At 73.7% G+C, this 26,578-nt stretch carries 27 protein-coding genes; 10 read left to right on the plus strand and 17 right to left on the minus strand.

Annotated elements, in window-relative coordinates; all coding sequences use genetic code 11:
• Positions 1–38 precede the first annotated feature (38 nt).
• From ACH35V_RS38625 to ACH35V_RS38635, 3 genes are read left to right on the plus strand one after another with little or no spacing between them, the layout of a single operon-like run.
• Positions 39–992 carry an ABC transporter ATP-binding protein gene (locus ACH35V_RS38625; protein WP_395979845.1) on the plus strand — a complete coding sequence of 318 codons (954 nt, stop codon included), beginning with the start codon at positions 39–41 and terminating at the stop codon, positions 990–992.
• The gene (locus tag ACH35V_RS38630; RefSeq protein WP_395979846.1) at positions 989–1,774 is read left to right on the plus strand and encodes an ABC transporter permease; all 786 of its coding nucleotides are present in this window, start codon (positions 989–991) and stop codon (positions 1,772–1,774) included. Before ACH35V_RS38625 ends, ACH35V_RS38630 begins: the two co-directional genes overlap by 4 nt.
• Complete coding sequence (locus ACH35V_RS38635) at positions 1,771–2,565, plus strand: ABC transporter permease (protein ID WP_395979847.1); 795 nt, start codon at positions 1,771–1,773, stop codon at positions 2,563–2,565. The genes ACH35V_RS38630 and ACH35V_RS38635 overlap by 4 nt, the downstream gene beginning before the upstream one ends.
• Before the next feature lie 55 nt (positions 2,566–2,620).
• Here the strand turns inward: ACH35V_RS38635 and pheT are convergent, their stop codons facing one another.
• From pheT to infC, 8 genes are all read right to left on the minus strand, one after another.
• Positions 2,621–5,098, minus strand: a complete 2,478-nt coding sequence (pheT, locus tag ACH35V_RS38640; protein WP_395979848.1) for a phenylalanine--tRNA ligase subunit beta — start codon at positions 5,096–5,098, stop codon at positions 2,621–2,623.
• On the minus strand, positions 5,098–6,207 hold the full coding sequence (gene pheS / locus ACH35V_RS38645; RefSeq protein ID WP_395979849.1) for a phenylalanine--tRNA ligase subunit alpha: 1,110 nt from the start codon (positions 6,205–6,207) through the stop codon (positions 5,098–5,100). Before pheS ends, pheT begins: the two co-directional genes overlap by 1 nt.
• A 139-nt stretch (positions 6,208–6,346) precedes the next feature.
• Positions 6,347–7,438, minus strand: coding sequence for an ATP-binding protein (locus ACH35V_RS38650; protein ID WP_395979850.1), 1,092 nt, complete (start codon positions 7,436–7,438; stop codon positions 6,347–6,349).
• 203 nt (positions 7,439–7,641) lie between these two features.
• Positions 7,642–8,136: an STAS domain-containing protein gene (locus tag ACH35V_RS38655; RefSeq protein ID WP_395979851.1), complete on the minus strand. Its 495-nt coding sequence runs from the start codon at positions 8,134–8,136 to the stop codon at positions 7,642–7,644.
• A gap of 319 nt (positions 8,137–8,455) precedes the next feature.
• Entirely contained in the window at positions 8,456–9,271 is an 816-nt protein-coding gene (locus tag ACH35V_RS38660) for a TrmH family RNA methyltransferase (RefSeq protein WP_395979852.1), read from the minus strand.
• 34 nt (positions 9,272–9,305) lie between these two features.
• Entirely contained in the window at positions 9,306–9,686 is a 381-nt protein-coding gene (gene rplT, locus ACH35V_RS38665) for a 50S ribosomal protein L20 (protein WP_131967131.1), read from the minus strand.
• Between the two features lie 70 nt (positions 9,687–9,756).
• A complete protein-coding gene (rpmI, locus tag ACH35V_RS38670; RefSeq protein ID WP_395979853.1) occupies positions 9,757–9,951 on the minus strand; it encodes a 50S ribosomal protein L35 in 195 nt (64 codons plus the stop codon).
• A 230-nt stretch (positions 9,952–10,181) separates the two neighbouring features.
• The gene (gene infC / locus ACH35V_RS38675) at positions 10,182–10,733 is read right to left on the minus strand and encodes a translation initiation factor IF-3 (protein WP_205717825.1); all 552 of its coding nucleotides are present in this window, start codon (positions 10,731–10,733) and stop codon (positions 10,182–10,184) included.
• Positions 10,734–11,267: 534 nt separating this feature from the next.
• Here infC and ACH35V_RS38680 point away from each other — a divergent pair.
• Together ACH35V_RS38680 and ACH35V_RS38685 are read left to right on the plus strand one after the other, a co-directional pair.
• The gene (locus ACH35V_RS38680; RefSeq protein ID WP_395979854.1) at positions 11,268–11,777 is read left to right on the plus strand and encodes an NUDIX domain-containing protein; all 510 of its coding nucleotides are present in this window, start codon (positions 11,268–11,270) and stop codon (positions 11,775–11,777) included.
• A gap of 10 nt (positions 11,778–11,787) precedes the next feature.
• Entirely contained in the window at positions 11,788–12,786 is a 999-nt protein-coding gene (locus ACH35V_RS38685; RefSeq protein WP_395979855.1) for a carbohydrate kinase family protein, read from the plus strand.
• On the opposite strand, the gene ACH35V_RS38690 is transcribed toward ACH35V_RS38685, so the two are convergent.
• Positions 12,720–13,424, minus strand: coding sequence for an HIT family protein (locus ACH35V_RS38690; RefSeq protein WP_395979856.1), 705 nt, complete (start codon positions 13,422–13,424; stop codon positions 12,720–12,722). The two genes, ACH35V_RS38685 and ACH35V_RS38690, sit on opposite strands and share 67 nt — an antisense overlap.
• 170 nt (positions 13,425–13,594) lie before the next feature.
• Here ACH35V_RS38690 and ACH35V_RS38695 point away from each other — a divergent pair, with 170 nt between their 5' ends.
• Positions 13,595–15,004: a prenyltransferase/squalene oxidase repeat-containing protein gene (locus ACH35V_RS38695; protein WP_395979857.1), complete on the plus strand. Its 1,410-nt coding sequence runs from the start codon at positions 13,595–13,597 to the stop codon at positions 15,002–15,004.
• A 29-nt stretch (positions 15,005–15,033) separates the two neighbouring features.
• On the opposite strand, the gene ACH35V_RS38700 is transcribed toward ACH35V_RS38695, so the two are convergent.
• From ACH35V_RS38700 to ACH35V_RS38730, 7 genes are all read right to left on the minus strand, one after another.
• Positions 15,034–15,864, minus strand: coding sequence for a shikimate dehydrogenase (locus tag ACH35V_RS38700; RefSeq protein ID WP_395979858.1), 831 nt, complete (start codon positions 15,862–15,864; stop codon positions 15,034–15,036).
• Positions 15,861–17,021 (minus strand): endolytic transglycosylase MltG, encoded by a 1,161-nt coding sequence (mltG, locus tag ACH35V_RS38705; protein ID WP_395979859.1) that lies wholly within the window; start codon positions 17,019–17,021, stop codon positions 15,861–15,863. Before mltG ends, ACH35V_RS38700 begins: the two co-directional genes overlap by 4 nt.
• Complete coding sequence (ruvX, locus tag ACH35V_RS38710; protein WP_395979860.1) at positions 17,018–17,476, minus strand: Holliday junction resolvase RuvX; 459 nt, start codon at positions 17,474–17,476, stop codon at positions 17,018–17,020. The genes mltG and ruvX overlap by 4 nt, the downstream gene beginning before the upstream one ends.
• 56 nt (positions 17,477–17,532) lie before the next feature.
• Entirely contained in the window at positions 17,533–20,202 is a 2,670-nt protein-coding gene (gene alaS / locus ACH35V_RS38715) for an alanine--tRNA ligase (RefSeq protein WP_395979861.1), read from the minus strand.
• A gap of 2 nt (positions 20,203–20,204) precedes the next feature.
• Entirely contained in the window at positions 20,205–20,555 is a 351-nt protein-coding gene (locus tag ACH35V_RS38720; protein WP_395979862.1) for a hypothetical protein, read from the minus strand.
• Positions 20,552–21,049: a DUF948 domain-containing protein gene (locus ACH35V_RS38725; RefSeq protein WP_395979863.1), complete on the minus strand. Its 498-nt coding sequence runs from the start codon at positions 21,047–21,049 to the stop codon at positions 20,552–20,554. Before ACH35V_RS38725 ends, ACH35V_RS38720 begins: the two co-directional genes overlap by 4 nt.
• Before the next feature lie 105 nt (positions 21,050–21,154).
• Positions 21,155–22,429 (minus strand): replication-associated recombination protein A, encoded by a 1,275-nt coding sequence (locus ACH35V_RS38730; RefSeq protein ID WP_395979931.1) that lies wholly within the window; start codon positions 22,427–22,429, stop codon positions 21,155–21,157.
• 289 nt (positions 22,430–22,718) lie between these two features.
• Here ACH35V_RS38730 and ACH35V_RS38735 point away from each other — a divergent pair, with 289 nt between their 5' ends.
• From ACH35V_RS38735 to ACH35V_RS38750, 4 genes are all read left to right on the plus strand, one after another.
• Positions 22,719–23,168 carry a hypothetical protein gene (locus ACH35V_RS38735; protein WP_395979864.1) on the plus strand — a complete coding sequence of 150 codons (450 nt, stop codon included), beginning with the start codon at positions 22,719–22,721 and terminating at the stop codon, positions 23,166–23,168.
• Between the two features lie 106 nt (positions 23,169–23,274).
• Positions 23,275–23,883, plus strand: a complete 609-nt coding sequence (locus ACH35V_RS38740) for a DUF3105 domain-containing protein (RefSeq protein ID WP_395979865.1) — start codon at positions 23,275–23,277, stop codon at positions 23,881–23,883.
• Positions 23,880–24,503 carry a DUF305 domain-containing protein gene (locus tag ACH35V_RS38745; protein ID WP_395979866.1) on the plus strand — a complete coding sequence of 208 codons (624 nt, stop codon included), beginning with the start codon at positions 23,880–23,882 and terminating at the stop codon, positions 24,501–24,503. Before ACH35V_RS38740 ends, ACH35V_RS38745 begins: the two co-directional genes overlap by 4 nt.
• 77 nt (positions 24,504–24,580) lie before the next feature.
• Positions 24,581–25,147, plus strand: a complete 567-nt coding sequence (locus ACH35V_RS38750) for a TIGR03086 family metal-binding protein (RefSeq protein WP_395979867.1) — start codon at positions 24,581–24,583, stop codon at positions 25,145–25,147.
• 181 nt (positions 25,148–25,328) lie between these two features.
• Here ACH35V_RS38750 and ACH35V_RS38755 read toward each other — a convergent pair whose 3' ends face one another.
• Complete coding sequence (locus ACH35V_RS38755; protein ID WP_395979868.1) at positions 25,329–26,564, minus strand: DUF349 domain-containing protein; 1,236 nt, start codon at positions 26,562–26,564, stop codon at positions 25,329–25,331.
• Positions 26,565–26,578 lie beyond the last annotated feature (14 nt).

Raw genomic sequence — 26,578 nt, forward strand, 5'->3', positions numbered from 1 at the left:
ATGGCCGCGGGCCGCGCCTTAGCCGGACGGTGTTCAGCATGGAAGCCGCCGTCCACACCTCCGGCCTGCGCCGCGTCTACTCGCGCAGGCGCCGGGACGACGTCGTCGCGCTGGACGACCTGTCCCTGACCATCGGCCAGAACGAGATCCACGGGCTGCTCGGGCCGAACGGCGCGGGCAAGACCACCCTCGTCAAGATCCTCTCCACGGTGCTGCTGCCGTCCGGCGGTACGGCGCGGGTGCTCGGCCATGACGTCGTGACCGCGACGCGGGACGTCCGGTCGCTGGTCGGGCTCGTCCTCGGCGGCGACCGGGGCCTCTACGACCGGCTGACCGCGCGCCGCAACCTGCTGTTCTGGGGCGCCCTCTACAAGCTCGACACCCGGACGATCCGGGACCGGTCCGGCGCGCTGCTGGAACGCGTCGGCCTCGCCGACCGGGCGGACGAGCCCGTCGAGGGGTTCTCGCGCGGGATGCGGCAGCGGCTCCACCTGGCGCGCGGGCTGCTGCACGAGCCGCGCCTGCTGTTCCTCGACGAGCCGACGTCCGGGCTCGACCCGGTCGCGGCCGCGGCCTTCCGGCGGCTCGTCCTCGAACTGCGCGACGAGGGACGCACGTTCCTGCTCGCCACCCACGACATGGACGAGGCGACCGCGCTCTGCGACCGGGTCACGCTGATCGACCGCGGCCGGATGCTGCTCACCGGCGAGCCCGCGCAGGCCGGGCGGTTCCTCGGCGACCGCGAGTGCGTCGACTACACCGACCCGGACCCGGCGCTCGCCGCGGCCGTGGCCGTGCTGCCCGGCGTGACCGACGTCGAGCGGCGCGACGGCGCGCCCGGCCGGTGGCGCGTCCACACCGCCGACCGGGACGGCACCCGCCGCGTCCTCGCCTGGCTCCTGGACCGCGACGTGCTCACCGCCGCGCGCGGCCGCCCGACCCTCGAAGAGGTCTACCTGCGCGCGGTCGGCGACCGGGGGATGCGGGTATGAGCGGCGCGCGGGCGATGCCGCGCGTGCTGTGGCAGGCGGTGCTGCTGCAGGTCGCGCTGTCCCGGCGGCGCCCGGAGCACGCCCTCATCCTGCTGATCGCCCCCATGCAGACGACGACGCTGCTCGCGCTGGCGGTGACGGCGGACCGCCCGGACGTCGTCGCGAACGCCGTCCTCGCGCCGGGCCTGATCGGGCTGTGGGTGGCCGCGCTCGACTACGCCGGACGCGTCGTCACCGAGGACCGCTGGGCCGGGCGGTTCTCCCCGATGATCGCCTCGCCCGTCCCGCTGGGCCTGGTGGTGGCCGGACGCGTCGCGACGGTCGTGCTGGTGGGCGCGGCGGCGTTCGCCGAGTCGTGGCTGGTCGCGGCGCTCGGATTCGGGAGGGTGGTGACGGTCGCCGAACCGGTGCCGTTCGCGTTCGCGGTCGCGGCGACCTGCCTAGCGACGGTCGGGACGGCGACCCTCATCTCGGCGGTGTTCGTCATGTCGCGGGCCCGCGAGGTGCTCCAGAACTCGCTCGGCTACCCGTTCTACATCCTCGGCGGGATCGTCGTCCCGGTGGCCGCGCTGCCCGGATGGCTGGACCCGTTCAGCCGCGTGGTGTTCCTGTCGTGGAGCGCGGAGCTGCTGCGCGACGCCGTCCGCGGCGACGCCCGCGGCTGGGCGTGGTCGGTCGCGGCGATCCTCGGGCTGGGCGCGGCGGCGATGGCGGCCGGGCTGTGGCTGACGCGCCGCTACGTCGACCAGGCCCGCCGCAAAGGGACGGTGGAGTTCGCATGAGGCCGGTGCTGCGGATCGTCCGGGAATCGCTGATCCTGGGGTTCGCCGAGCTGGGCGCCGTCTACACGTGGCGGACGTGGACGTTCGGGTGGCTCGTCCGCCTGCTGTGCCAGGCGACGTTCTACGCCCTGCTGGGCGGCTACGTCGGCGACGAGCAGACCATGCGGTACGTGCTCGTCGGCAACATCGTGGTGCTGGCGTGCATGGAGTCCACCATCGTCGTGATCTCGCTGGCCGGGGAACGGGCGATGGGGACGCTGCCGCTGCTCGCCGTCGCGCCGTCCGGGCACCTGCCGGTTTACCTGGGCCGCGGGCTGCAGTGGACGGCGACCGGGCTGACCAGCTCGCTCGCGGCGTGGTTCGTCCTGCCGCCGCTGCTGGGCGTCCCGCTGCCGTGGCCGCGCGCCGCGTACGCGATCCCGGTCATCGTGCTCATCATCGTCAGCAGCTACGGGTACGGGTGCGCGCTGGCGGGCCTGGCGCTGCGGCTGCGCGGCGTCGAATGGCTCGTGCTGAACTTCGCGTACGGGATCGTCATGACGTTCGGGGGCGTGAACGTCCCTGTCGGCGTGTGGCCCGACCCGCTGCGGATCGCGGTGAACGCGCTGCCCGTCGTGCACGGCCTGGAGGCGGTCCGCGCCATCCTGGACGGCGCTCCCGTCGGCCACATCATGGGCCTGATCGGGCTGGAGGCGCTGGTCGGGGCGGGCTGGTACGCGGTCGCGGCGCTGTCGATGGAGCGGCTGGTCTCCGTCGGCCGCCGCGACGGAAGCCTCGACTACGCCGGATGAGACGCGAACGCGCGCCCCGGGACGAGAGCCCGGGACGCGCGTCCGGTGTCGCCTGTCAGCCGCCGCGCAGGACGGCGCCGGTCCGCTCGGACGCCGACGCGACGGCCTCGGCACGGGCCCGCGACGTCTCCTCCGCGGTGAGCGTCCGGTCGGGGGCGCGGAACCGCAGCGCGTACGCCAGCGACTTGCGCCCCTCCCCCACCTGCTCGCCGGTGTAGACGTCGAACAGCCGGATCGCCTCAAGCAGCTCCCCGGCGCCCTCGCGCAGCGCGTCCTCCACCTCGGCGGCGGGCACCGCGTCGTCGACGATCAGCGCGACGTCCTGCGTGGCGACCGGGTAGCTCGACACGTGCGGCGCGCGGACCGTCACCGGGTCGCCGAGACGGCGCAGCTCCAGCTCCATCGCGCACGACCGCGCCGGAACCCCGTACGCCTTCGTGACGCGCGGGTGCAGCTCGCCCGCGTGCCCGACGAGCGTGTCGCCCGCGTAGAGGGCGGCGCAGCGGCCCGGATGCCACGGCGCGTGCTGGTCGGCCTTCACCGTCAGCTCGACGCCGACCTCGCGGGCCACCGTGCGGGCGGCCTCGATCGCGTCCGCCCAGAGCGCCGGACGTCCCCCGCCCCACCAGCCGGACGGCTCCCGGTCGCCGGACAGCACCACCGCGACCCGGTGCGGCTGGTCGGGCAGCGCCGCCTGCAGCGCGGCCAGCTCGTCGGCCGTCGGGCCCCGGTCGACCGCCAGGCGCGGCGCCCGCTCCGGAGCGCCCGGACGCGGCCGGAACACCACGCCCATCTCGTACAGGGCGGTGTCGCCGAAGCCGCGTCCCACGTTCAGCGCCAGGACCTTCAGCAGGCCGGGCAGCAGCGTGGTCCGCAGCAGCGGCTCCTCCTCCGACATCGGGTTCGCCAGCCGCAGCGTCCGGCGCCGGACGTCGTCGGCGGGAAGGTGCAGGGCGTCCCAGTCCTTCTCGGCGACGAACGGGAACGCCAGCACCTCGACGTACCCGGAACCGGCGAGCGCGCGGCCGACCCGGCGGCGCAGCCGCTGCCGGACGGTCAGCCCCTTGCCCTTGACCGGGCGCGGCGCCCTGGCCGGGATGTCCTCGTACCCCTCCAGCCTGATGACCTCCTCGGCGAGGTCGTTCGGGTCGGTGAGGTCGGGACGCCACGACGGCGGCGTCACAGTCAGCTCGTCAGCACCCTCGACCGTGCAGCCGACCTGCTCCAGGCGCCGCACGACCACGTCCCGCCCGTAGGTCACGCCCGCGACCTTGTCAGGGTGCCCGGCGTCGATCGTGATCGTGACCGGCTCGACCGGCGCCTCGGCGTGCGTGACGCCGGGCATGACCTCCGCGCCGCCCAGCTCGGCGAGCATCCGCACCGCCCGGTACGAGGCGTACAGCGGCAGCTCGCGGTCGACGCCGCGCTCGAACCGGTAGGACGCCTCGCTGTGCAGCCGGTGGCGGCGGCTCATCCGCGCGGTGCCGATGTCGTCGAAGTGCGCGGCCTCGATGACCATGTCGGACGACCGCTCGTCGATCTCGGTGGCGAGACCGCCCATCGTGCCCGCCATCGAGATCGGGCCCGACTCGTCGGTGATGAGGATGTCCTCGGGGTCGAGGGCCCGCTTGACATGGTCGAGCGTCTCCAACTGCTCGCCCGGGGCGGCCCGGCGGACCACGATCGGGCCGGTGAGCTTGCCCCGGTCGAACGCGTGCAGCGGCTGCCCGAGCTCCAGCATCAGGTAGTTGGTGATGTCGACGGCCAGCGACACCGGGCGCATCCCGGCGCGGTGCAGGCGGACCCGCATCCACAGCGGGGTCTGCGCGTCCGGGTCGAAGCCGCGCACCTCGCGCAGCACGAACCGGTCGCACGCGGTCGCGTCCGCGATGCTCGCCGGGTACGCCTCGCCGTTCTTCGGAGGCAGATCCACGCGGGCTGGGTCCTTGAACGGGACGCCGTACGCGGTGGCGGCCTCGCGGGCGATGCCGCGGATCGACAGGGCGTAGCCGCGGTCGGGCGTGACGGCTATGTCGAGGACGTCGTCGCGCAGCCCGAGCAGCTCGACCGCGTCCGCGCCGACGGGCGCGTCCGGCGGCAGGACGAGGATGCCGCCCTGGTCGTCGCCGATGCCCAGCTCGGCGACCGAGCAGATCATGCCCTCCGACACCCGGCCGTAGGTCTTGCGGGCGCCGATCTCGAACCCGCCGGGCAGGACGCCGCCCGGCAGGATCACGACCACGCGGTCGCCGACCGCGAAGTTCGTCGCGCCGCAGACGATGTTCTGCGGCTCGCCGGTGCCGTTGGCCCTGCCGACGTCCACCTGGCAGTAGCGGATCGGCTTCTTGAACTCGGTCAGCTCCTCGATCGCGAGGACCTGGCCGACGACGAGCGGGCCGGTGATATCGGCGCCGGCGTGCTCGACGGTCTCGACCTCCAGGCCGGCCGCGATCAGCTCGGCGGCCAGCGCGCGGCCCGTGACGCCGGCGGGAAGCTCGGCGTACTCGCGCACCCAGGAAAGCGGGGCCCGCATCAGATCTCCATCCCGAACGGGAGGGTGAACCGGACGTCGCCCTCCACCATGTCGTACATGTCCTCCACGCCGTGCCGGAACATCAGCGCCCGCTCGACGCCCAGCCCGAACGCCCAGCCGCTGTAGCGGTCCGGGTCGACGCCACACGCGACCAGCACGCGCGGGTTGACCATGCCGCAGCCGCCGAGCTCGATCCAGCCCTCCGAGCCGCACGTCCGGCACGGGGCTCCGCCCGGCTCCGCGGACGCGCCGCGGCACACGAAGCACTGCATGTCGACCTCGCCGGACGGCTCGGTGAACGGGAAGTAGTACGGCCGGAACCGCGTCTTCAGCCCCTCGCCGAACATGCCGGACACGAACGCGTCGATGCCGCCGCGCAGGTCGGCCATCGTCAGGCCCTCGTCGACGGCGAGCCCCTCCAGCTGGTGGAAGACGGGGCTGTGCGTGGCGTCCAGCTCGTCGGTGCGGAACGTGCGCCCCGGCGCGACCACGTACACCGGCAGCTCGCGCGACAGCAGCGACCTGATCTGCATCGGCGAGGTGTGCGTGCGCATCACCAGGCCGGACTCCTCCGACTCGACGAAGAAGGTGTCCTGCATCGTCCGGGCGGGATGGTCGGGCAGGAAGTTGAGCGCGTCGAAGTTGAACCACTCCGCCTCGACCTCGGGGCCCTCGGAGACCTCGAAGCCGAGCGAGACGAAGACGTCCGCCATCCGCTCCTGCATGGTGGTCAGCGGGTGCCGGGCGCCGCGCGGGGCGCGGTCCCACGGCAGGGTGACGTCGACGGTCTCCTCGACGAGGACGCGCTGGTCGCGCTCGTCCTCCAGCTCGCCCTGGCGCTTCTTGACCGCCTGGGCGACGGCGCCGCGGGCGGCGCCGATGCGCTTGCCGGCGTCGGCGCGGGCCGCGGGCGGCAGCGCGCCGATCTCGCGGTTGGCGAGGGCCAGCGGCGAGCGGTCGCCGGCGTGCGCCAGGCGGACCTGCTTGAGGTCGTCGAGGTCGGCCGCCGCGGCGACGGCGGCGAGGGCCGCGTCGCGGGCCCGTTCGAGCTCTTCCGGCTGCAACGCGGACACCTCGACGGGATCGTAGGACTTGTTGGGTGCAGACATGGCTGTGTGATCGACTCCGGTCGGCGTGGGACGCCCGCAGTCTAGTGCGCGGGCGGTGAAGATCCGGAAAGCGTGCGCGAAACGCGCTGGCCCTGTCGGGAACCCCGGGCGGCCGTCCGTCCCGGCGGATGCGCCGGGCTCAGGTCGCGTAGTCGGGGGCCCCTGCGGGCACGGTAAATCGGAACTCGGCGCCGCCGCCGGGCGCCCGCCGCACGGTGATCACGCCGCCGTGCGCCTCGACAAGCCCCTTGACGATGTAGAGCCCGAGGCCGGTGCCGCGGCGGCGGTTGCCGCCGGGGCCGCGCCAGAACTGCCGGAAGACGCGCTGGACGGCCTCGGGCGGTATGCCCTCGCCCTCGTCGCGCACCGACACGGCGGCTCCCTCCTTGTGCGCGTCCGGCTCCACCACGATGGTGACAGTCCCCGCACCGTGGCGCACCGCGTTTTCGACCAGGTTACCGAGGATCTGATCCATCTTGTCGGGGTCGAGCCACATCTCGGGCAGGACGCCGCGGGACTCGAACCTGAACCGGTCCTCCGCCTCCCCGGCCGCGACCCGGCCCGCGATGACCTTGCGGACCTCCTCGGGGAGGTCGACGACCTGGCGGTGCATCTCCAGCCGCCCGGCCTCGATGCGGGACACGTCCAGCAGCTCGGTGATCAGCCGGGTGACGCGGTCGGCGTCGGCGTTGACGGTCTCCAGCATCACGCGCTTCTGGTCGTCGTTGAAGCGGTGCCACTTGGCCAGCAGCGTCGCGGTGAACCCCTTGACACTGGTCAGCGGGGACCGCAGCTCGTGGGCGACGGTGGAGACGAGGTCGGCGCGGTCGCGTTCGCGGCGGGCGCGCTGCAGGGCGTCGCGCAGGCACACCGTGAAGCGCTCCACCCGGCCGTCGCCGTCCCGCCGGTACGCGGCCGTCACCAGCACCTCGGCGCCGCCGGGCAGGAACAGCACGCGCTCGGGGTGGCGGGTGCGGGTGGACAGGCCGTCGTAGGGGGCCAGGCACTTCCACCAGTCGCGGCCCTCGGCGTCGTGCAGCGGCAGGACGTCGCGGAAGTCGCGGCCCATCGCGGACGCGGCGGCGACCCCGGTCATCCGCGCGGCGGCGGCGTTGAACACCAGCACGCGGGCGTCGCGGCCGGCGACGATCAGGCCGTCGGGCAGATCGTCCGGCGACACGCCGGGAACCGGCGCGTCCGCGGAACCCTCTGCGGGCGCGCGCGCGGCCACGCGAGGGGGTTCCTCTCCGCCCACAGCGGCCTCCAGAGCACCGAAGAGAACGCGGCCTGTCGAGAAGAGACTCTAGCCGCAGTCGGGCGCCTTGCGGGACCCGCAAAGCGCGCCGCGGCAAGGCATCTGTAGCCCCCGGGCAGGGTTCGGACGGCCCCGGAACGCCCTCTCACCAGGGACCCGGCCGGCGGGAGCGGCGGACCTCACCTGGACGTGGTGGACGAGTCGTGCTCGGCGAGCGCGGAGGCCGCGTCCGGGTGGACGGCGAACAGGCGGTCGAGCCCGGTGACGCGCAGCAGCCGCAGCTGGGCCGGACGGACCCCGGCGAGCGAGATCTCACCGCCCGACACCGCGATCCTGTTGCGCGCGCCGACCAGCGCGCCGAGCCCGGCCGCGTCGCAGAACGCGACGGCGGAGAAGTCGACGACCAGCCGGCGCGGGCCCTCGCCGCGCGCCTCGACGAGCCGCGCGCACAGCGTGTCGGCCGTGCGCAGGTCGATCTCGCCGGTGACGACGACGACGGCGGACTCGCCGCGCACCATCGCGACCTCGACCCCCAGCTCGCCCGCGGCGTCCGGGGCCGGGACGGCGGGGAGCCGCAGGACCGCGGGCGGCGGGGCCGGGGTCCGGGCCGTCCGGCACCGCACCTCCGGCCCGCGGCGGCCCGTCCTCCTGGCCGGCCTGATGTCCTCGCTCATCACTTCGCCCCCAACTCTGCACGGCATCGTCGCCGAGCCTGGTCAACGCACTGATCAACACCGTAAGCACCGGGACTACCTGGGCGGATCCGTCGCCCGGCCTGTTTCCGGCTCCTACCTGCGGACGAGTCCGGCGCGGCCGCCGGCCCCCCGGCCCGCCGTCCGCGCGCAGCCCATCTTCGCAGCTCACCCGCTGGAAGGCGGCCCTGTAGGCGACCGATTGCGGCCATCCGATCACGGATCGCACAGAACCGCCGGGACCGGCGGCACGTGCCGTCCGTCACGTCCCCTCGCCGGCGGCCGCGTACTGCGCTTTTCGTCACGTACCTCGCTGGGCGCGGGCCGAGGCATAGAGGCATACGGCCGCGGCCGTCGCCAGGTTCAGGCTCTCGGCGCGCCCGTGGATCGGCACCCGCACGACCTCGTCCACGTGTCGGAGGATCTCGTCGGGCAGTCCCCACGCCTCGTTCCCGAACACCCAGGCCGTCGGCCGGGCGAGGCTCCCGTCGTCGATCGCGTCGTCCAGGGTGCGGTCGCCGGCGCCGTCCGCGGCGAGAACGGCGAGCCCCGCGCCGCGCAGCTCGGGGATGAGCTCGTCGAACCGCGGGCCGACGACGACCGGCAGGTGGAACAGGCTGCCCGCGGAGGCGCGCACGCACTTGCCGTTGTAGGGGTCGACGGACGCGTCGGTGAACACGACGGTCTCCGACCCGGCGGCGTCGGCGGTGCGCAGCACCGTCCCGGCGTTGCCGGGGTCGCGGACGTGCGCGAGGACGGTCACCAGCCGCGGGCCCGCCTCCAGCGCCTTGGCCAGCGGCACGTCCACGAACCCGCAGACCGCCAGCAGCCCCTGCGGGGTGACGGTCTGCGCGAGCTCGGCCATGATCTCGCCGCTGACGCGCAGCACCGGCGCGCCGGCCCGCTCGGCGGCGAGGACCAGGTCGGGGTGGCGGGTCTCGGCCTCGGCCGTGGTGAACAGCTCGGCGAGGCCGCCGGGGATCTCCAGCGCCTCCCGCACCGCCTGCGGCCCCTCGGCGAGGAACCGGTTCTCGCGGCGGCGGAAGGCGCGTTTGGCGAGCCGGCGAGCGGCCTTCACCCTCGGTGATCGCAGGGAGGTCAGCTCGCGGCCCGCCATATCGCTCCGCCCGCCCGTGTCCGGGAGACCCGGATCAGGCGGCCTCCGTGCTTCCCTCGGCGGGGAGCGCGTCCTTGGCGACCTTGACCAGGGCGGCGAACGCGGGCGCGTCGTTGACGGCGAGCTCGGCGAGCATGCGCCGGTCGACCTCGACGTCCGCGGCCTTCAGGCCCTGGATGAACCGGTTGTAGGTGATGCCGTTGGCGCGGGCCGCGGCGTTGATCCGCTGGATCCACAGCCGGCGGAACTGGCCCTTGCGGTCCTTGCGGTCCCGGAACGCGTAGGTCATCGAGTGGAGCTGCTGCTCCTTGGCCTTGCGGTACAGGCGCGAACGCTGACCGCGGTAGCCGCTCGACCGCTCCAGGACGACCCGACGCTTCTTGGCGGCGTTGACCGCCCGCTTCACGCGTGCCACGTGCTGTGCTCCTTCGTGGGGGCCGGGGCCGTCCGGGCCTCGGCCGGTCGCTGATGTTCCTGGTCGAGTGCTACTTGCGCAGCAGCTTCTTGATGTTCTTGGCGTCGGCGTCGGCCACCACGGCCGGGCCGCTGAGCCGCCGGGTCCGCTTGGACGGCTTGTGCTCGAGCAGGTGGTTCTTGTTGGCGCGGCGACGCATCACCTTGCCGGTGCCGGTCACCTTGAAGCGCTTCTTGGCACCGCTGTGGGTCTTGGTCTTCGGCATGGTCGCCGTCGTCTCCCTCTGTCCCGGCCCCCGCGCGGACGGCACGGGAGCGCACCTGATCGGCGCATCGCACGGGTCCGTCCGCTCCGGGACCGTGGACGCGCCAGGTCAGGCTTCAATGTACGTGCGCCGCGACCCCGCTCTGCGCGAGGGCGCGGAGGTGGGACCGCCGCGAGGCCGCGGAGCCGGGTGTGGCTCCTCGCAGGCCGCGTTCCGGTCCCGGACGGCCGTCAGGCGGTACCCGCTTCGGTCTCCTGCCCGCGGGCCGTCTTCTTCTTGTGCGGACCGATCACCATGATCATGTTCCGGCCGTCTTGCTTGGGCCGCGACTCGACGAAGCCGAGCTCCTCGACGTCGTCGGCGAGCCGCTGCAGCAGCCGGTAACCGAGCTCGGGACGGGACTGCTCACGACCGCGGAACATGATCGTGACCTTCACCTTGTCCCCGGCCTTCAGGAACCGCACCACGTGACCCTTCTTGGTCTCGTAGTCGTGCGGGTCGATCTTCGGGCGGAGCTTGATCTCCTTGATGACCGTGTGCGCCTGGTTCTTCCGCGCTTCGCGTGCCTTCATCGCAGACTCGTACTTGAACTTGCCGTAGTCCATGAGCCGTGCGACGGGCGGACGCGCGGTGGGCGCCACCTCGACGAGGTCGAGGTCCGACTCGCGCGCGATTTCAAGGGCCTTGGCGATGGGCACGATGCCCACCTGTTCGCCGTTCGGGCCGACGAGACGGACCTCGGGCACGCGAATGCGGTCGTTGATACGCGGTTCGGCGCTGATGGGACCTCCTTGGGGCCGTTCTCACGTTCGTTGGACCGGTCGTACCCCGAGGCTCCCACGAGAAAAGCCCCGTACGACTCACGTACGGGGCCACCTTCGGTCTCCCCGGACGGCGGAGCCGTTCGAGGACGACGGCGCGACGGGCGAAGTGCGCCCGCTCGCCGGACCGAGACCCACCGGCCTTCCGGCCGGTCAGGTGGGAGGTGGCCTCCGCTTGTGCGCCCGGCGCACGCTTCCCATTCTGGTCACGCGCGCAGGGACGGTCGGCCACAAAGACTACCACCTGCGGGGGGCTTTCGCGCCATGCCGGGGGCCGCCCTCGTGGGGCCTGCGTGAAGTACGCCACCTTCGTCAACGGCGGTGGTCCCCGGCCCATTCCCGGGCCCGGTGGGCCAGACCTCTCGGCATGACGGCCGCGGCTTGTTACGGTGAAGCGAGGACGGACCGTCCTCCAGCCCCCGCCCGCCGCCGATCAGCGGACGAGCTCCGCTCGACGGCCCGGCGGGGCCGGCGCCAAGGGAGGTTGTTCCCGCGATGCCCTCGGTCGAGGCCGGCACGGCCGGCCCCCTCACCGCTTTGCCGCCGATCGGCCTGGCCTTCGCCCAGAAGGCGTTCATCGTCTCCGGCGGTCGGCTGCTGCTCGTCCGCAAGTCGGCGTCCGACCCGTTCCATCCCGGCCGCTGGGAGGTGCCCGGCGGGCGGCTGGAGGTGGAGGACGACCTCGACCTGGACGACCACATCCGCCGGGAGGTGTGGGAGGAGGTCGGCCTCAAGGTCGACCCGGGGCCGCCGTTCCATCTGTGGCAGTGGTTCATGCCCGACCGTTCGCCGCCCGGCGGCGGGCAGGCGCGGGGCGGGCAGATACGCGTGGTGGCGGCGGCGCGGCGATGCAGGCCGGTGACGCTCGACGCCACCCTGGAGAACCAGGAGACCGGCGACCATCTGGACGGCTGCGCCTGGGTGCCGCTGCCCGAGGTGAGCGCCTACGACCTGATCCCGAGCCTGCGTCCGGTGATGCGGGCCTTCCTGCTCGCGCCCGGCTGACCGCCACGGCATGGTCTCGTCCCGATCTCCGGCGGAGTGGCCCGGCCTGGACGGCGTGGACGGCGCCGACGAGCGCCGCTTCGACATGTTCGTCATCGGGGACGTGGGGATCGAGGTCCGCGCGACGCTGCCGGACGTCCGGTTCGCCGACGTCCACGCCGACCGGCTCACCTACGCGCCCGCGCGGGCGATCGTCGCCGGGACGGCGGTCAACCTGGCCCGGTGCGCGACGCGCTGCTTCCGCCGGGTGGGCGTGCTGGGCAAGGTCGGCGACGACGACTTCACGCCGGTGATCCGCCGGGAGCTGCGGCGGATCGGGGCCGACGACCATCTGCGCGTCGAGCCCGGAGTTCCGAACGGGGTCTCGGTGATGCTGCGCGGCCGTCCGGACGACGGCGGCCCTCTGGACGGCGGGCCCGGCGTGCGGCTGCTGGTCGTCCAGGACGAGCCGCCGGGGCGCCGCCTCACCGCGCCCGAGGTCCGCTCGGCGGCGTCCGGGATCGAGGGCGCGGACGTGCTGGTCACCGACGGGTACTCGCTGCTGTCCCCGGTGTCGGGGGCGGCGCTGCACACGGCGGCGCGCATCGCCCGGGACGCGGGGACGAGGGTGGCGTTCGACCTCGTCCCGCACGACGTCGACGCGCGGCTCCCGGCGGAGGACATCGTGCCGATGCTGGCGCTGGCGGACCTCGTCATCTCCGAGGCGCCCACGCTGGCGCGGCTGCTCGGGAGCGCGGCCGCGACGCGCGACGTGCGGGAGCTGCTTCCGGCGCTGGACCGGGCGGTGCCGGGGCGTCCGCTGTGGCTGCTGCGCTTCGGCGACACGTCGCTGGAGCACGCGCTCGCCTATCAGCGGGACGGCCTGCTGATGGAGTACCCGACCGGATATGGCGACGGCGTCGAGCGCGCTGGGTTCGGCGATCGGCTGGCCGCGTCGGAGCTCTACTGGTGGCTGTCGGGAGGGTCGTCCGCGTCGGGAAGCGCGGCCGTCGCTCCGCGCAGCGCCTGAAGGGTGCGCAGGAATCGGCGCCTGCTGGCCGGGAGCCCGAACGACTCCTGCCAGCGCCATGTCCCGTTCTGCCCGGCGGCCGTGACAGCCCAGCGCAGGAACTGGCTCCGGACCCCGTCGCCGGGATGGACGGTCGCGGCGCCGTCCTCCTCGATGAGCAGGTAGGAGCGGCCGGTGCGCAGATACGCGCGCAGCGCCGCGTGGTCGGCGGGGGCGCCGGGGAGGCCGCGTTCCTCCACGACCGTCCGCACGCCGGGTGTCCCGGGGAGGAAGTGCCAGTGGGCGTGGTCGATGCACGCGCCGCCGCCTTGGGAGATCGCCGGTCCGTGCTCGAAGAGCAGCAGTTCGCGCGTCCCGTAGGCGCGGCCGTAGAGGCGGGCGACGCGGTCGCGCCAGCGCAGCGCGCGCTCCCACAGCGCGGGGCCGAACGCGGCGGCGCACTGGTGGTGCTCGCGGGTCACCAGCAGGACGTGCCCCTCCGCGAGCGGCGCCACGTCCGGGATCAGGAGGAAGTCGGCGTCGCGGGCGAGGACGCCGGACTCCCCCGGCAGGTCGGCCATGCCGTTGAAGCGGAATCGCAGCGGCGGGCACAGGACGCATTCGTGACCGGGCGCGGGCAGCGCCGTCGGCTCGGCCAAGCCTCCTCCAGCTCCACGGGTCGCGGGGAATCGCTCGCCTCTCCAGCCTGCCCGGCGCCCGCGCGGGCGATCCTCGTCGCCAGCGTTGTGTACGGCCGCGGATAGCGACATAGAGCGCACGGGGTACAGAGTTTGACTTTGCGGGCACAAAAGGAGCAGAAGGCAAAATCGTGAACCAGACACCCCAGCTCCCCGCACCGGCGCCCCGCGCCGACCCTCCCGCCGCCATGCCCCGGCCCCGGCTGCGGCGCGGCGCGTCCCGTCCGGGCGAGGACGCGGCCGTCATCGACATGGCGGTGCTCGACACCCGGCTGAACGAGTCGCTGGACGTCCTGCGCGACACCTACGCGCCCGCGCTCGGCACCGGCGGCGGCTGGTACCACGAGCTGACCAGGCCCGAGCCCGGCACGACCGCGACGGCCCTCGGGCTGCTGGCGTTCGTGGAGGCGGGCCGTCCGTTCGAGTACTTCGACGACGGCCTGGCGTTCCTCGCCGACCGGCAGGCCAGCTCCCCCGACGCGCTCCGGGACGGCGGCTGGGCCACCAAGACCAGCCTCGGCATGCCGGTGGTGGAGGCGACCGGCTGGATCGCGCGGTTCCTGGCCCGCGCCCGCTGCGACCTCCGCGACGACGCGCCCGACCTGCGCCGCGCCTACCAGTGGCTGCTGCACAACCAGAACCCGGACGGCGGCTGGGGCTCGCTGCTCGGCTGCCGGTCCCGGGTGTGGCTGACGTGCCTGGCGCTCCGCGCGCTCAGCCAGCTCAACCCGTACGACGCGGCCGTCGACCGGGGCGTGGAGTGGCTGACGGCGGACCGGACCGCGCACCGTCCCGGCTGGGGGCCGACGCAGGCGTCCAGGCCGACGATCACCCACACCGCGTTCGCGCTGGTGACGCTGGCGGAGGCGCGTCCGGACCTGCGTTCCGAGCGGCTGCTGGACGCCTACGACTGGCTGCTGGCCAACCTCGACCCGGACGACGAGCACACCTGGATCGAGACCTACGACGTCTCGCCCCACGGTGTCACTTCACCGGGGGCCGGGTCGAAGCCGGTGTGGCGGCTGGCGCTCTGGCACTACGGGCTGCCGATCGCGCTCGCCGCGCTGCTGCGGGACCCGCGCGGCCCGCACGGCCCGGCCGTCGCCCGCGCGTTCCGGACGCTGACCCGCGGCGAGGTCGCCGGCCCGCGCTGGAACGGCTACCCGGGCAGCGGGCGGACGTCCCTGTGGACGCTGTGGTGGCGGCTGGAGACGCTGATCGCGCTCGCCCGGCTCCCGCTCGCGGGGAGCGCCGACGTCCTGCACTGGCTGCCGGACGCGGCCGTCGTGCAGCGCGCCCACGCGCGGGAGCGCCCGCTGGCGGACCTGCTGCCGAACCGCCGGCTGATCGACCCGGTGACGCTCGTCCGGCGGCACTGGGCGGCGGCGCTGCTGGTCCTGGTGTGCCTGTGCAGCGCGTTCGGCGTCGCGGCCGGCGTCTGGGGCTGGAAGGACTTCTGGCTGAGCGTGATCCTGCCGGTCATCCTCACCGGTTTCAGCGAGTCGATGCGGCGGCGCCGCACCCAGCGCGGCCCGCCCTGACCGTCCGCCTTCGTCCCGACCTGGCCCCGTCAGGACCGGCGGGCCAGCTCCGCCTCACCGGCGGCGCGCATCGCCTCCACGGGGACGTCGTTGCGGCCGGTCATCAGCGTCACCTGCCGGACGGCCTGGTGCAGGAGCATCGGGAACCCGCCGACGACCGTCCCGCCGGCCCGCTCGACCGCCGCCGCGAGCGCCGTCGGCCACGGCGCGTACACGACGTCGAACAGGGCCGCGCCGTACGCGGCGACCGGCCCGGCGAACGCGTCGGCGGCCCGTCCGGGCAGCGTCGACACCACCAATTCGGCGGGCAGGTGGGCGGTCGCCTCGTCGAGCGGGACGACCCGGACTGCGAGCCCGAACCGCTCCCCCACCTGGGCGGCTTCGGCGGCGCGCGCGGGCGTCCGGGCGGCGAGGACGGCCTCGTCCGTCCCCAGCCCGGCGAGCGCGGCCAGCGCGGACGCGGCCGTCGCGCCGCCGCCGAGCACCAGCGCGGACGCGGGCGCCTTCACGCCCGCCTCGGTGAGCGCCGTCACGATGCCGTGCACGTCGGTGTTGTCGCCGTGCCGCCGCCCGTCCCGCAGGACGATCGTGTTGGCGCCGCCGACCTTCACCGCCAGGTCCGACACCGTGTCGACCAGGCCGAGCGCGACCCGTTTGAGCGGCATCGTCAGCGACAGGCCGGCCCATTCGGGGCCGAGGCCGTCCAGGAGACCGGGGAGGCCGTCCTCGCCGCACTCGACGGCGTCGTAGGTCCAGGCGTCCAGGCCCATCGCCGCGTACGCCGCGCGGTGCAGCACCGGCGACAGCGAATGCGCGATCGGCGACCCCAGCACCGCGGCGCGGCGCGTCTCTCCTGTCACTGGCCCGGATGCGCCTTCTGCCAGGCCCGGAACTTCTTCTCCAGCCGGACCCGCTCCGCCTCCGTCGTGGCGAACTCGGTGATCTTGTTGGTCGGGTCGGTGGCGATGAAGAACAGCCACGACCCCTTCTCCGGGGTGAGCGCCGCCTCGATCGCCTCCGGGCCGGGGCTGGCGATCGGGCCCGGCGGCAGGCCCTTGTGCTTGTAGGTGTTGTACGGCGAGTCGACCTGGAGGTCCTGGTTCGTGACCGTCAGCGTCCGCTTGTTGAGCGCGTACAGCACCGTGGTGTCGAACTGGAGCGGCATGCCCTTCTCCACCCGGTTGTAGATCACCTGGGAGATCCTCGGCAGGTCGCTGGGCTTGCCGCCCTCCGCCTGGACGAGGCTGGCCAGCGTGATGACCTTCGCCGGGTTCATGCCCGCCTCGCGCGCCTTCCCGACCAGGTCGACGCTCTCGGCCTCCTCGTTGAAGCGGGCGACCATCTGCTTGAGGATCTGCTCCGCCGAGCCGTTCGGGTCGAGGTCGTAGCGTCCCGGGTACAGGTATCCCTCGACCTTGCCCTTCGCGTACGGGGGCAGCCCGAGCGCTTCGGGCTTCTTCGCGGCCGTCTGGAACTCCTTGACCGAGATGCCGGTCTTCTTCGCCAGCAGCTCGTAGGTCTCGACGGCCCGGCGGCCCTCCGGGATCGTGATCTGGTTGCCGGCGCGGGACTTCGGGTCCAGCAGCAGCGCCATCGCCGCGGCCGACGACATCCTCAGCCGCATCTGGTAGAAGCCGGGCTGGATGCTGGAGGCGCGCGTCTCCTTCGTGTACGCCTGCACGAACGCGCGGGAGCTCTTCACCACCCGGTGCTCCTGCAGCGTCGCGCCGATCACCGAGCCGCTCGCGCCGTCCTTGATCTGGACGGTGACCTTCCCCGAGCCCTGGCCGTCGTAGTCCGGCGGGTGGCGCTTGTCGTCCAGCCACGCGTACCCGAGGACGCCGCCGGTGCCGAACACCGCGACCAGGAACGCCAGGGCGAACAGCCCGGCGGCGCGGCCGTTGCGCTTGCGCCGCTTCTGCCGCTTGCGGACGCGGCGCTGGTCGCGCCTGCCGTACCGCTCGTCGTACGGGCGTCCGTCGCCGTACGGGTCTGAGAAAAGGTCCAAGTCGTTCATGAGCTTCCCCGGACGATCTCGCCTGGGGGACGCCCAGTCAACCGTTCCGCGTCAAGGGCCGCCTGGAGCAGGACCGTCGCGGCCGCCTGGTCGACGACCGCCCGCCGCGCCCTGCCGTGCACGCCCCCGGCGCGCAGGCCGCTCTCCGCCGTCACGGTGGTGAGCCGCTCGTCGTGCAGCCGGACCGCGTCCGGCGGCAGCCGATCGGCCAGCCTCGTCGCGAACCTGCGGGCCGCCTCCGCCGCCGGGCCCTCGCGGCCCGACAGCGACGTCGGCAGGCCCACGACCACCTCGACCGCCTCGTGCTCGGCGACGAGCGCCACGATCCGGTCGACGTCGCCCTTGCCGCTCTTCACGGTCTCCAGCGGCGACGCGAGGATCCCGCCGGGGTCGCACCGCGCGACCCCGATCCGAACACTCCCTACGTCTATCCCCAGCCGGATGCCCTGCCTCATCGCCTCGCCCCCGCTCGGCGGGCCGGTCCCGGTGTCCTTGCCCCGAAAACCCGGGCTCACGCGGCCCCTACGGCCTGTTCGACCGCGGCGAGGGCGTCGCCGATGGCGGACGGATCGGCGCCGCCGCCCTGGGCGAGGTCGTCCTTGCCTCCGCCGCCCCCGCCGAGCGCCTTCGCGGCGAGCCCGACCAGCGCGCCCGCCTTGAGCCCCCGGTCGCGGGCGCCCTCGGTGACGGCGACGACCACGACGGGACGGTCCTTCGGCGCCCCGGCGACCATCACGACGGCGGGCCGGGACGTGAGCCGGCCGCGGACGTCGACGGCGAGCTTGCGCAGGTCGTCGGCGCCGGTGCCGTCCGGGGCGCGGTGCCCGACGAACGCGGTGCCGTTGACGTCCTTGGCGCCGTCGGCGAGCGATCCCGCGATGGCGAGGACCTGCTGGGAGCGGAGCTTCTCCAGCTCCCGCTCCGCGTCCCTCAGCCGCGTGACGACGCCCGAGATCCGCTCGGGCAGCTCCTCCTTGCGGGCCTTCATCTGCTCGGCGAGCTGCGCCACGAGGACGCTCTCGCGGGCCAGGAACCGGAACGCGTCGATCCCGACGAGGGCCTCGACGCGGCGGACCCCGGCGCCGATGGACGACTCGCCCAGCACCTTCACCAGCCCGAGCTGCCCGGACCGCGCGACGTGCGTGCCGCCGCACAGCTCGCGGGAGTAGTCGCCGACCTCGACGACGCGGACCTCGTCGCCGTACTTCTCGCCGAACAGCGCGAGCGCGCCCATCGCGCGGGCCTCGTCGATCGAGGTGTGGAACGCGCGGACGTCCAGATCGCCGACCAGGACCTCGTTGACCTCGTCCTCGACGTCGCGGAGCACGCTCGGCGGCACGGCGCCGGACGCGGTGAAGTCGAACCGGAACCGGCCCGGCGAGTTCTCCGACCCGGCCTGCGCCGCGGACTCGCCGAGCGCGCGGCGGAACCCGGCGTGCACCAGGTGGGTCGCGGTGTGCGAGCGGGAGATCGCCCGGCGGCGCTCCACGTCCACCTCGGCGTGCGCGGAGTCGCCGGCCTGCGCCTCGCCGCTGACGACCCGGCCGCGGTGCACGACCAGCCCGGCGAGGGGCGCCTGCACGTCCGTGACCTCGATGACGGCGCCGTTGCCGAGCCTGATCAGGCCGTGGTCGGCGAGCTGCCCGCCGCCCTCGGCGTAGAACGGGGTACGGTCGAGGACGACCTCGACGTCCGTGCCCTCCCCGGCCGCGGGCGCGTTCGCGCCGTTGACCAGCAGCCCGACCAGGCGGGCGTCGCCGAGCAGGTGGCGGTAGCCGATGAAGTCGACCTTGCCGCCGGCGCCGGTGAGCAGCTCGTCGAGGACGGACACGTCCAGGTTGCCGGTCCGCTTGTCGCGGGCGTCCTTCTTGGCGCGATCGCGCTGCTCGCGCATGAGGCGGCGGAAGCCGTCCTCGTCCACCCGGAGGCCCTGCTCGGACGCCATCTCCAGGGTCAGGTCGATCGGGAAGCCGTAGGTGTCGTGGAGCTTGAACGCCTGCTCGCCCGCCAGGGTCGCGCCGCCCGACCGCCGGGTCTCCTCGACGGCGGTGTCGAAGATCGCGGTGCCGGTGCGGAGCGTCTGGAGGAAGGAGTCCTCCTCGGCGTCGATGACCGTGTGGATGTTCGCGGCGGTGCGGACCAGCTCGGGGTACTGCTCGCCCATCGCGGCGATCGCGACGGCGGTCAGCTCGTGCATGAGGCCCGCGTCCTCGCCGCCGAGCAGGCGGAGGTTGCGGATGGAGCGGCGCAGGATGCGGCGCAGCACGTAGCCGCGGCCCTCGTTGCCGGGACGGATGCCGTCCGCGACCATCATCGTCCCGCTGCGGACGTGGTCGGAGATGACGCGCAGCGACACGTCCGCGCGGTCGTCGCGGCCGTACCGGGTGGTGGTCAGCTCCGCGGCGCGGTCGAGGACGCGCCACAGGGTGTCGGTCTCGTAGATGTTGTCGACGCCCTGCAGGATCGCCGCCATGCGCTCCAGGCCCATGCCGGTGTCGATGTTCTTGGCGGGCAGGTCGCCGAGGATCGGGAAGTCGGTCTTGCTCTCCCCCGGGCCCCGCTCGTACTGCATGAAGACGAGGTTCCACACTTCGAGGTAGCGGTCCTCGTCGGCGACCGGGCCGCCCTCGCGGCCGTACTCGGGGCCGCGGTCGTAGTAGATCTCCGAGCAGGGTCCGCACGGGCCGGGGACGCCCATCGACCAGAAGTTGTCCTCCATGCCGCGCCGCTGGATGCGGTCGGTGGGGACGCCGACCTTGTCGTGCCAGAGGTCGGCGGCCTCGTCGTCGTCGGTGAAGACCGTCACCCAGAGCTTCTCCTCGGGGAACCCGAAGCCGCCGTCGTCCCGGGACGCGGTCAGCAGCTCCCAGGCGAACGGGATCGCCTGCTCCTTGAAGTAGTCGCCGATGGAGAAGTTGCCCAGCATCTGGAAGAACGTGGCGTGCCGGGTGGTCTTCCCGACCTCCTCGATGTCGGGCGTCCGCACGCACTTCTGGGCGCTGGTCATCCGCGGGGACGGAGGGGTGCGCTGGCCGAGGAAGTACGGCTTGAACGGGACCATGCCGGCGTTGACCAGCAGGAGGGTCGGGTCCTCGGCGACCAGGCTGGCCGAGGGCACCACCGTGTGCCCGCGCTCCTCGAAGAACGTGAGGAAGCGGCGAGCCACCTCTGCCGACTCCATGATCAGTGGCCATCCTTGTCGTGGTCGGTCGTGTCGTGGTCGTGGTCGTCGTGGTCGATGATCGTGTAGCGGGCCCGGAGGACGCGGCGGGCCGGGGCGTGCCCGGCGTCCGGCGGGGCCTGGTCCATGCGGACGGCCTCGCGCAGCTCCTCCTCGCGGGCCCTCATCTCCGTACGGACGTCGGAGGCGAAATGCCTCAGCCGTTCGCCCGCGCCCTGCCCGGTCGACACCGCGCGGGCCGCGACGCCCTCCGGGGACCAGGCTTGCGTGAACCGCACGACGCGGCGCTTGACGCGGTGCGAGACGTAGACGCCGGCGCCCGCGCCGACGGTGAGCCAGAACAGCCGCCTCATCCGCGTCCCCTGCCCGAGGACCTGGCCTGAAGCTCCGGCCGCGCGCTCCGGGACCGGCCGTTGCGGGAGCGGCCCCGCCGGGAACGGTCCTGCCTGGAGGCGTCCTGCCTGGAGGGGGCGTCGCCGGGGTGGGCGGCGTCGTCGCCGTCGCGGCTCCCGAGGGCCTTGCGGACGCCGTAGGAGAAGGCGGCCGCCTTCACCAGCGGCCCGCCCACCACCGAGGTCATGACGGTGGTGACGGCGGACACGTTCTGGGTGACGCCGGCGACCTGCTTGGTGATGACGTCGGTCCGGCCGAGCTGCTCGTTGGCGCGCTGCACCGTGCGGGTCATGTCGTCCATCAGCGGGCCCGCCTGGTCGCCGATGTCGCGGACGACCTCGCCCGCCTCGCGGAGGAGCCGGGCGAGCCTCAGCAGGGTCAGCGCGATGAACGTGACGAGCACCGCCCAGAACACGGCCACGATGAGACCTGCGAGCTGTCCACCAGTGAGCATCAGGGCTTTCCGTTCGTGCGGTTCCGGCTCCGCGCCGGGCATGGCCTGATCGACCTTACCGGTCCCCCGCGCCGGGTGGCGGGAGCACCGGCCGGACAAGATCGATCAGCGGCGGTCGCGTCCCTCGCCGGGCGAGCCGCGCAGGACGGACCGTATCCGCGCGAGGACCTCGGTGAACCGGGCCTCGGCGCCGTGCCGGGTCGGCCGATAGTACTCCCGCCCGTCGACCGAATCGGGCGCGTACTGCTGTTTCACCACCCCACCAGGGTGGTTGTGGGCATATTTGTAGCCTTCGCCATGCCCGATCTTCGCGGCGCCCTTGTAGTGCGCGTCGCGCAGATGCCCGGGGACGGGCCCGACCAGGCCCTTGCGCACGTCGCCGAGCGCCTCGTCCACGGCCGTGATGACCGCGTTCGACTTGGGGGCCAGGGCGAGGTGGATCACTGCCTGGGCGAGGTTGATGCGGGCCTCGGGCAGGCCGACGAACTCCACCGCCTGCGCCGCGGCGACCGCCGTCTGGAGGGCGGTCGGGTCGGCCATGCCGACGTCCTCGCTGGCGTGGACGATCAGCCGCCGGGCGATGAACCGAGGGTCTTCCCCCGCCTCGATCATGCGGGCGAGGTAGTGCAGGGCGGCGTCGGGGTCGCTGCCGCGGATGCTCTTGATGAACGCGCTGATGACGTCGTAGTGCTGGTCGCCCTCGCGGTCGTAGCGGACGGCGGCCCGGTCGACGGCCTTCTCCAGCACATCGACGTCGATGGCGCCGCCGTCCTCGACGACGAGGGAGGCGGCCTCCAGGTAGGTGAGGGCGCGGCGGGCGTCCCCGCCGGCCAGCCGGACGAGATGGTCTTCGGCGGCGGCGTCGAGGGTGACGGCTCCGTCGAGGCCGCGCTCGTCGGCGAGCGCCCGGTGGAGCACCTCGCGCAGATCGTCCTCGCCGAGGGGCTCCAGGGTCAGCAGCAGCGACCGCGACAGCAGCGGGCTGATGACGGAGAAGAACGGGTTCTCGGTCGTGGCGCCGATGAACGACACCCAGCGGTTCTCGACGGCGGGGAGCAGCGCGTCCTGCTGGGCCTTGTTGAACCGGTGGACCTCGTCGACGAACAGAACGGTCTGCCGCCCGGCCATGCCGAGCTCGCGCCGCGCCAGGTCGATCTCGGCGCGGACGCGCTTGACGCCGTCGCTGACCGCGGAGATCTCCACGAACCGGCGGGACGTGACGTGGCTGACGACCGTGGCGAGGGTCGTCTTGCCGGTGCCGGGCGGGCCCCACAGGACGAGCGACATCGGCACGTCCCGGTCGACGAGCTGGCGGATCGGGGTGCCGGGGCCGAGCAGATGGGCCTGGCCGACGACCTCGTCCAGCGCGCGGGGCCGCATCCGCACGGCGAGCGGCTGCCGCACGTCTCCCCCGGCCGCCGGGCCCGGCGCGGGCGCCGCCGCCCCGGCCGGCCCGCGCTCCTGGACCGGCGCGTCGAAAAGGCCCTCCGGCTCGCCCGATTCCGCCCTGCTGGTCACGCTCCGACACTATCTCGCGGCACCGACATCACCGGACGCGCCGACTCCCGTCCCAAGGTCGGGGCGGGCGGGACAAGGTCGTGGGGCGCGGGAACCTGGGGCCGGGCTCCCGCGTTGGAACGGCGCGAAAGTCGCATTCAGGAGCGTGACGGTGTCCGGTACGACCCGGCGTCGGCGCCACGGGCCCGCAGGGCTGCTCGTGGCGCTCTTCGTCGTGGGCGGGCTGATCTTCAGCTACGGGCTGCGGCACGGCCCGGTGGACCGCCTGTGCACCGAGCACGCCGTGAGCGTGCCCGTGGCCGCCGCGTCCGCCGCGACCGGCCACCACTCCCTCGGCCCGGGAGATTCGGCGCTCCACGGCCTTCACAGGCTCGCTGACACGGCATTGACAACGCCCCTCAAGGACCAGCCCGCCCAGACGCCGATGGACGCGTGCCTGTGCCTGGCGGCGCTGTTCACCCTCGTCCTGCTCGGCCTGGCGCTCGCCCTGCGCCGTGCGGCCGCGCGGCTGCCCGCCCGCATCGGCTGGACGGTCGTCGCGCTCGTCGCGGGCACGTCCAGACCCGCGTTCCGGCCCGCCCTCCAGGTGCTCCGGCTGTGACAGACCGGCCGTAAGGCCACCGCACCCGCCGTATCGACCCCTTCCGCGATACGGCGCTGCCCTTCTGTCCCGACAGCCAGACTCAGCATCGAGAGGACCGCTCGTCATGTCCAAGAGCGCCCGCAACAAGAACGCCCGCAAGACGAAGAACGTGCTCACGCAGCGCCAGACACCCTGGGGCGCCATCGCCTTCTTCACCCTGATCGGCCTGGTCGCGGTCGTCGCCGTCGGCTACGCGTTCATGCAGTCCAGGCCGTCTTCCGCTGACTCCGCGTCCATCGCCGGACTGGTGACCAAGGACGGCCTAGGCCGCGACCACACCACGAGCCCGGTCGACTACGCCACCGACCCGCCCATGGGCGGCGACCACGACGCCGCCTGGCAGAACTGCAACGGACGCGTGTACGACACGCCGCTGCGCAACGAGAACGCCGTCCACTCCCTGGAGCACGGCGCCGTCTGGATCACCTACCGCCCCGGCCTGGCAGCCGCTCAGCTCGACGCCCTCAAGGCCAAGGTCACCGGCACGGACTACACGTTCCTGAGCCCGTACCCGTCGCAGGACGCCCCGATCGCGCTCAGCGCCTGGGGCAACCAGGTCAAGCTCCAGGACGCCTCCGACAAGCGCGTCGACGAGTTCCTGCGCGCCTTCGTGAAGGGCCCGCAGACGCCCGAGCCCGGCGCGGCGTGCGACGGCGCGAAGGACACGCCGTGATCCCAGACGCGGGGCGGGGACGGCGGGTCACCGTCGTCCTCGCGGCCCTCGTCCTCCTCGCCGGCGCGGCGCTGGTGGCGCTCACCGCCTCCCGCTCGGACGAGCCGGGCAGGGACGACCCGGAGGCGGGGTTCGCCCGCGACATGAGCGCCCACCACGCCCAGGCGGTGCGGATGTCGTTCATCGTCCGGGACCGGACGGACGACCGCGACGTCCGGCTGCTGGCCTACGACATCATCAACACCCAGTCGGCGCAGATCGGCATGATGACCGCCTGGCTGGACGAGTGGGGCCTCCCCAAGACCGACCCCGCGGGCCCCATGCGGTGGATGTCGGGGCACGGCGGCCACCGGGGAGCGGGCGCGGCGGCGATGCCGGGCATGGCGACGCGGGAGCAGCTCGCCGACCTGGAGAAGGCGTCCGGCCGCGCCGCCGAGGTCCGGTACCTGCGCCTGATGGCCGCCCACCACCGCGGCGGCGTCGCCATGGCCGAGGCCGTCCTGGCCCGCACCGACCACGACCGGGTCCGCCGCCTCGCCCGCACGATGGTGGACGGCCAGCGCTCGGAGATCGCCCTGATGAACGAGATGCTCCGGAATCGGGACGCCGCCGCGGCCTGACCCGCCCCGCCGGACGAGTGAGGCGACCTTCGCAATAGCGCTTGACAGGCCGGTCGGATCGCGCGTCACTGACCAGCATGGCTCAGAACCTCAGCGGCTACCACCGGGCCCTCGACCTGTTCGAGGGCCTGGTCGCCGGCGTCTCCCGGGACGGCTGGGACGCGTCGTCGCCCTGCGCGGGGTGGACCGCCCGGGACGTCGCCGGGCACGTCACCGGCGGGCAGCACCTGGTCCGGGCCCTGGCCGCCGGGGAGCCCGTGCCGGACGTGAGCCGCGACCCGTCCCGGTTCGTCCCGGGGGACGTCCTGATGAGCTGGCGGACGGCCCGCAAGGAGTGCGCCGAAGCGCTGACCCAGGACGCCCTGGACGGCCTCATCCCCTTCGGCGCCCTCGGCCTCCTGCCGCTGGCCGACTACCTGGAGGCCTACATCCTGGAGCCGCTCGTCCACGCCTGGGACCTGGCCCAGGCGACGGGCCAGCCCTCACGCCTCGACCCGGACCTCGTCCACCACGCCTTCGCCACCGCCCAGGTCGTCTCGGCCCCCCTCCGAGCCAAGGGCCACCTGGCCCCACCCCTCCCACCCCCAAGAGGCGCCACCGAACAAACCCGCCTCCTTGCCTTCCTAGGACGCGCCGGAGCCTAACCCCGGCCAAGGGTGTTTGAACCTCAGCCGACGGTTACGGGCAGGCACGCGGAGCGAGCCCTGCGAGCGCAGCGGGCATGCCCGGCGCGGCGCGTCCCCGCAGCGGCGGGAGCGCCAGCGACCAGAGCGAGGAGACCCGTGCCGCGCAGCCGGGGGCTCGGGGGGTCGCCCCCCCGATGGACTAAGAGAACTCTGCGAGGGTGCGTTCGGCCTCTTCTAGCCAGGCGCGGCGGGCGTTGAGGGCCTCTTCGGCTTCCTTGACGTCCTTTTCGCGGCCGGCGTCGCGGGCCTTGCCGAGGCGCTTTTCGAGCTGGTCGATGGAGCTGCGCAGCTGGGTGACGGTGGCCTCGGCGCGGGCGCGGGCCTCGGGGTTGGTGCGGCGCCACTCGTTCTCCTCGGCGGCGCGGACGGTCTCCTCGATCTTGCGGAGCCGGCCTTCGAGGCGGTCGCGGTGCTCGCGGGGGACCATGCCGGCGGCCTCCCAGCGCTCCTGGATGGCGCGGAGCGCCTGCCTGGCCTGCCGGACGTCCCTGACCGGCAGCAGCCGCTCGGCCTCGGCGAGGATCTTCTCCTTCTCCTCGGCGTGCTCGCGGAACTCGGCGTCGCGCTCGGCGAACGCGGCGCTGCGGGCCTGGAAGAAGGTGTCCTGGGCGCCCTTGAAGCGGGTCCAGAGGTCCTCTTCGGCGTCGCGGGAGGCGCGGCCCGCCGTCTTCCAGCGGCGCATCAGGTCGCGGTAGGCGGAGGCCGTCTCGCCCCAGTCGGTCGAGTCGGACATCGCCTCGGCCTCGGCGACGAGGCGCTCCTTCTCCCTGCGGGACTCCTCGCGCTGGTCGTCCAGGGTGGCGAAGTAGGCCTTGCGGCGCTTGGTGAAGGCGTTGCGGGCCGACGACAGCCGCTTCCACAGGGCGGTCTCGGTGGGCCGGTCGATGCGGTCGGCGGCCTTCCACTCCTCGACGAGCTGGCGCAGCCGCTCCCCGCCGTTCTTCCAGTGGGTCTCCTCGACCGCGATCCGCTCGGCCTCGGCGACGATCCGCTCCTTGACCTCGCGGGCCTCGTGGCGGTGCTGCTCGCGCTGGGCCTTGACCTCCTCGCGGCGCCGCCCGACCTGCTCGCTCAGGCCGTCCAGGCGGCGGCCGAGCGCGTCCAGGTCGCCGACGGCGTGCGCCTCGGAGACCGCTTCGCGGAGCCGGTCGATGCTCTGCTGCGCCTGGGCGGGCTGCAGGTCGGTGGTGCGGACGCGCTGTTCGAGCAGGCCGATCTCGGTGACGAGCGAGTCGTACTTGCGCTTGAAGTAGGCCAGGGCCTCTTCGGGCGCGCCGGCCTGCCAGGAGCCGACGACCCGCTCGCCGTCGGACGTCTTGACATAGACGGTGCCGTCCTCGTCCACCCGGCCCCAGGGATCGGTCGCGCTGGACACCCTTGCCTCCTGAA

The sequence above is a fragment of the Actinomadura sp. 1N219 genome, from assembly GCF_044326405.1.
Classification (GTDB): domain Bacteria; phylum Actinomycetota; class Actinomycetes; order Streptosporangiales; family Streptosporangiaceae; genus Spirillospora.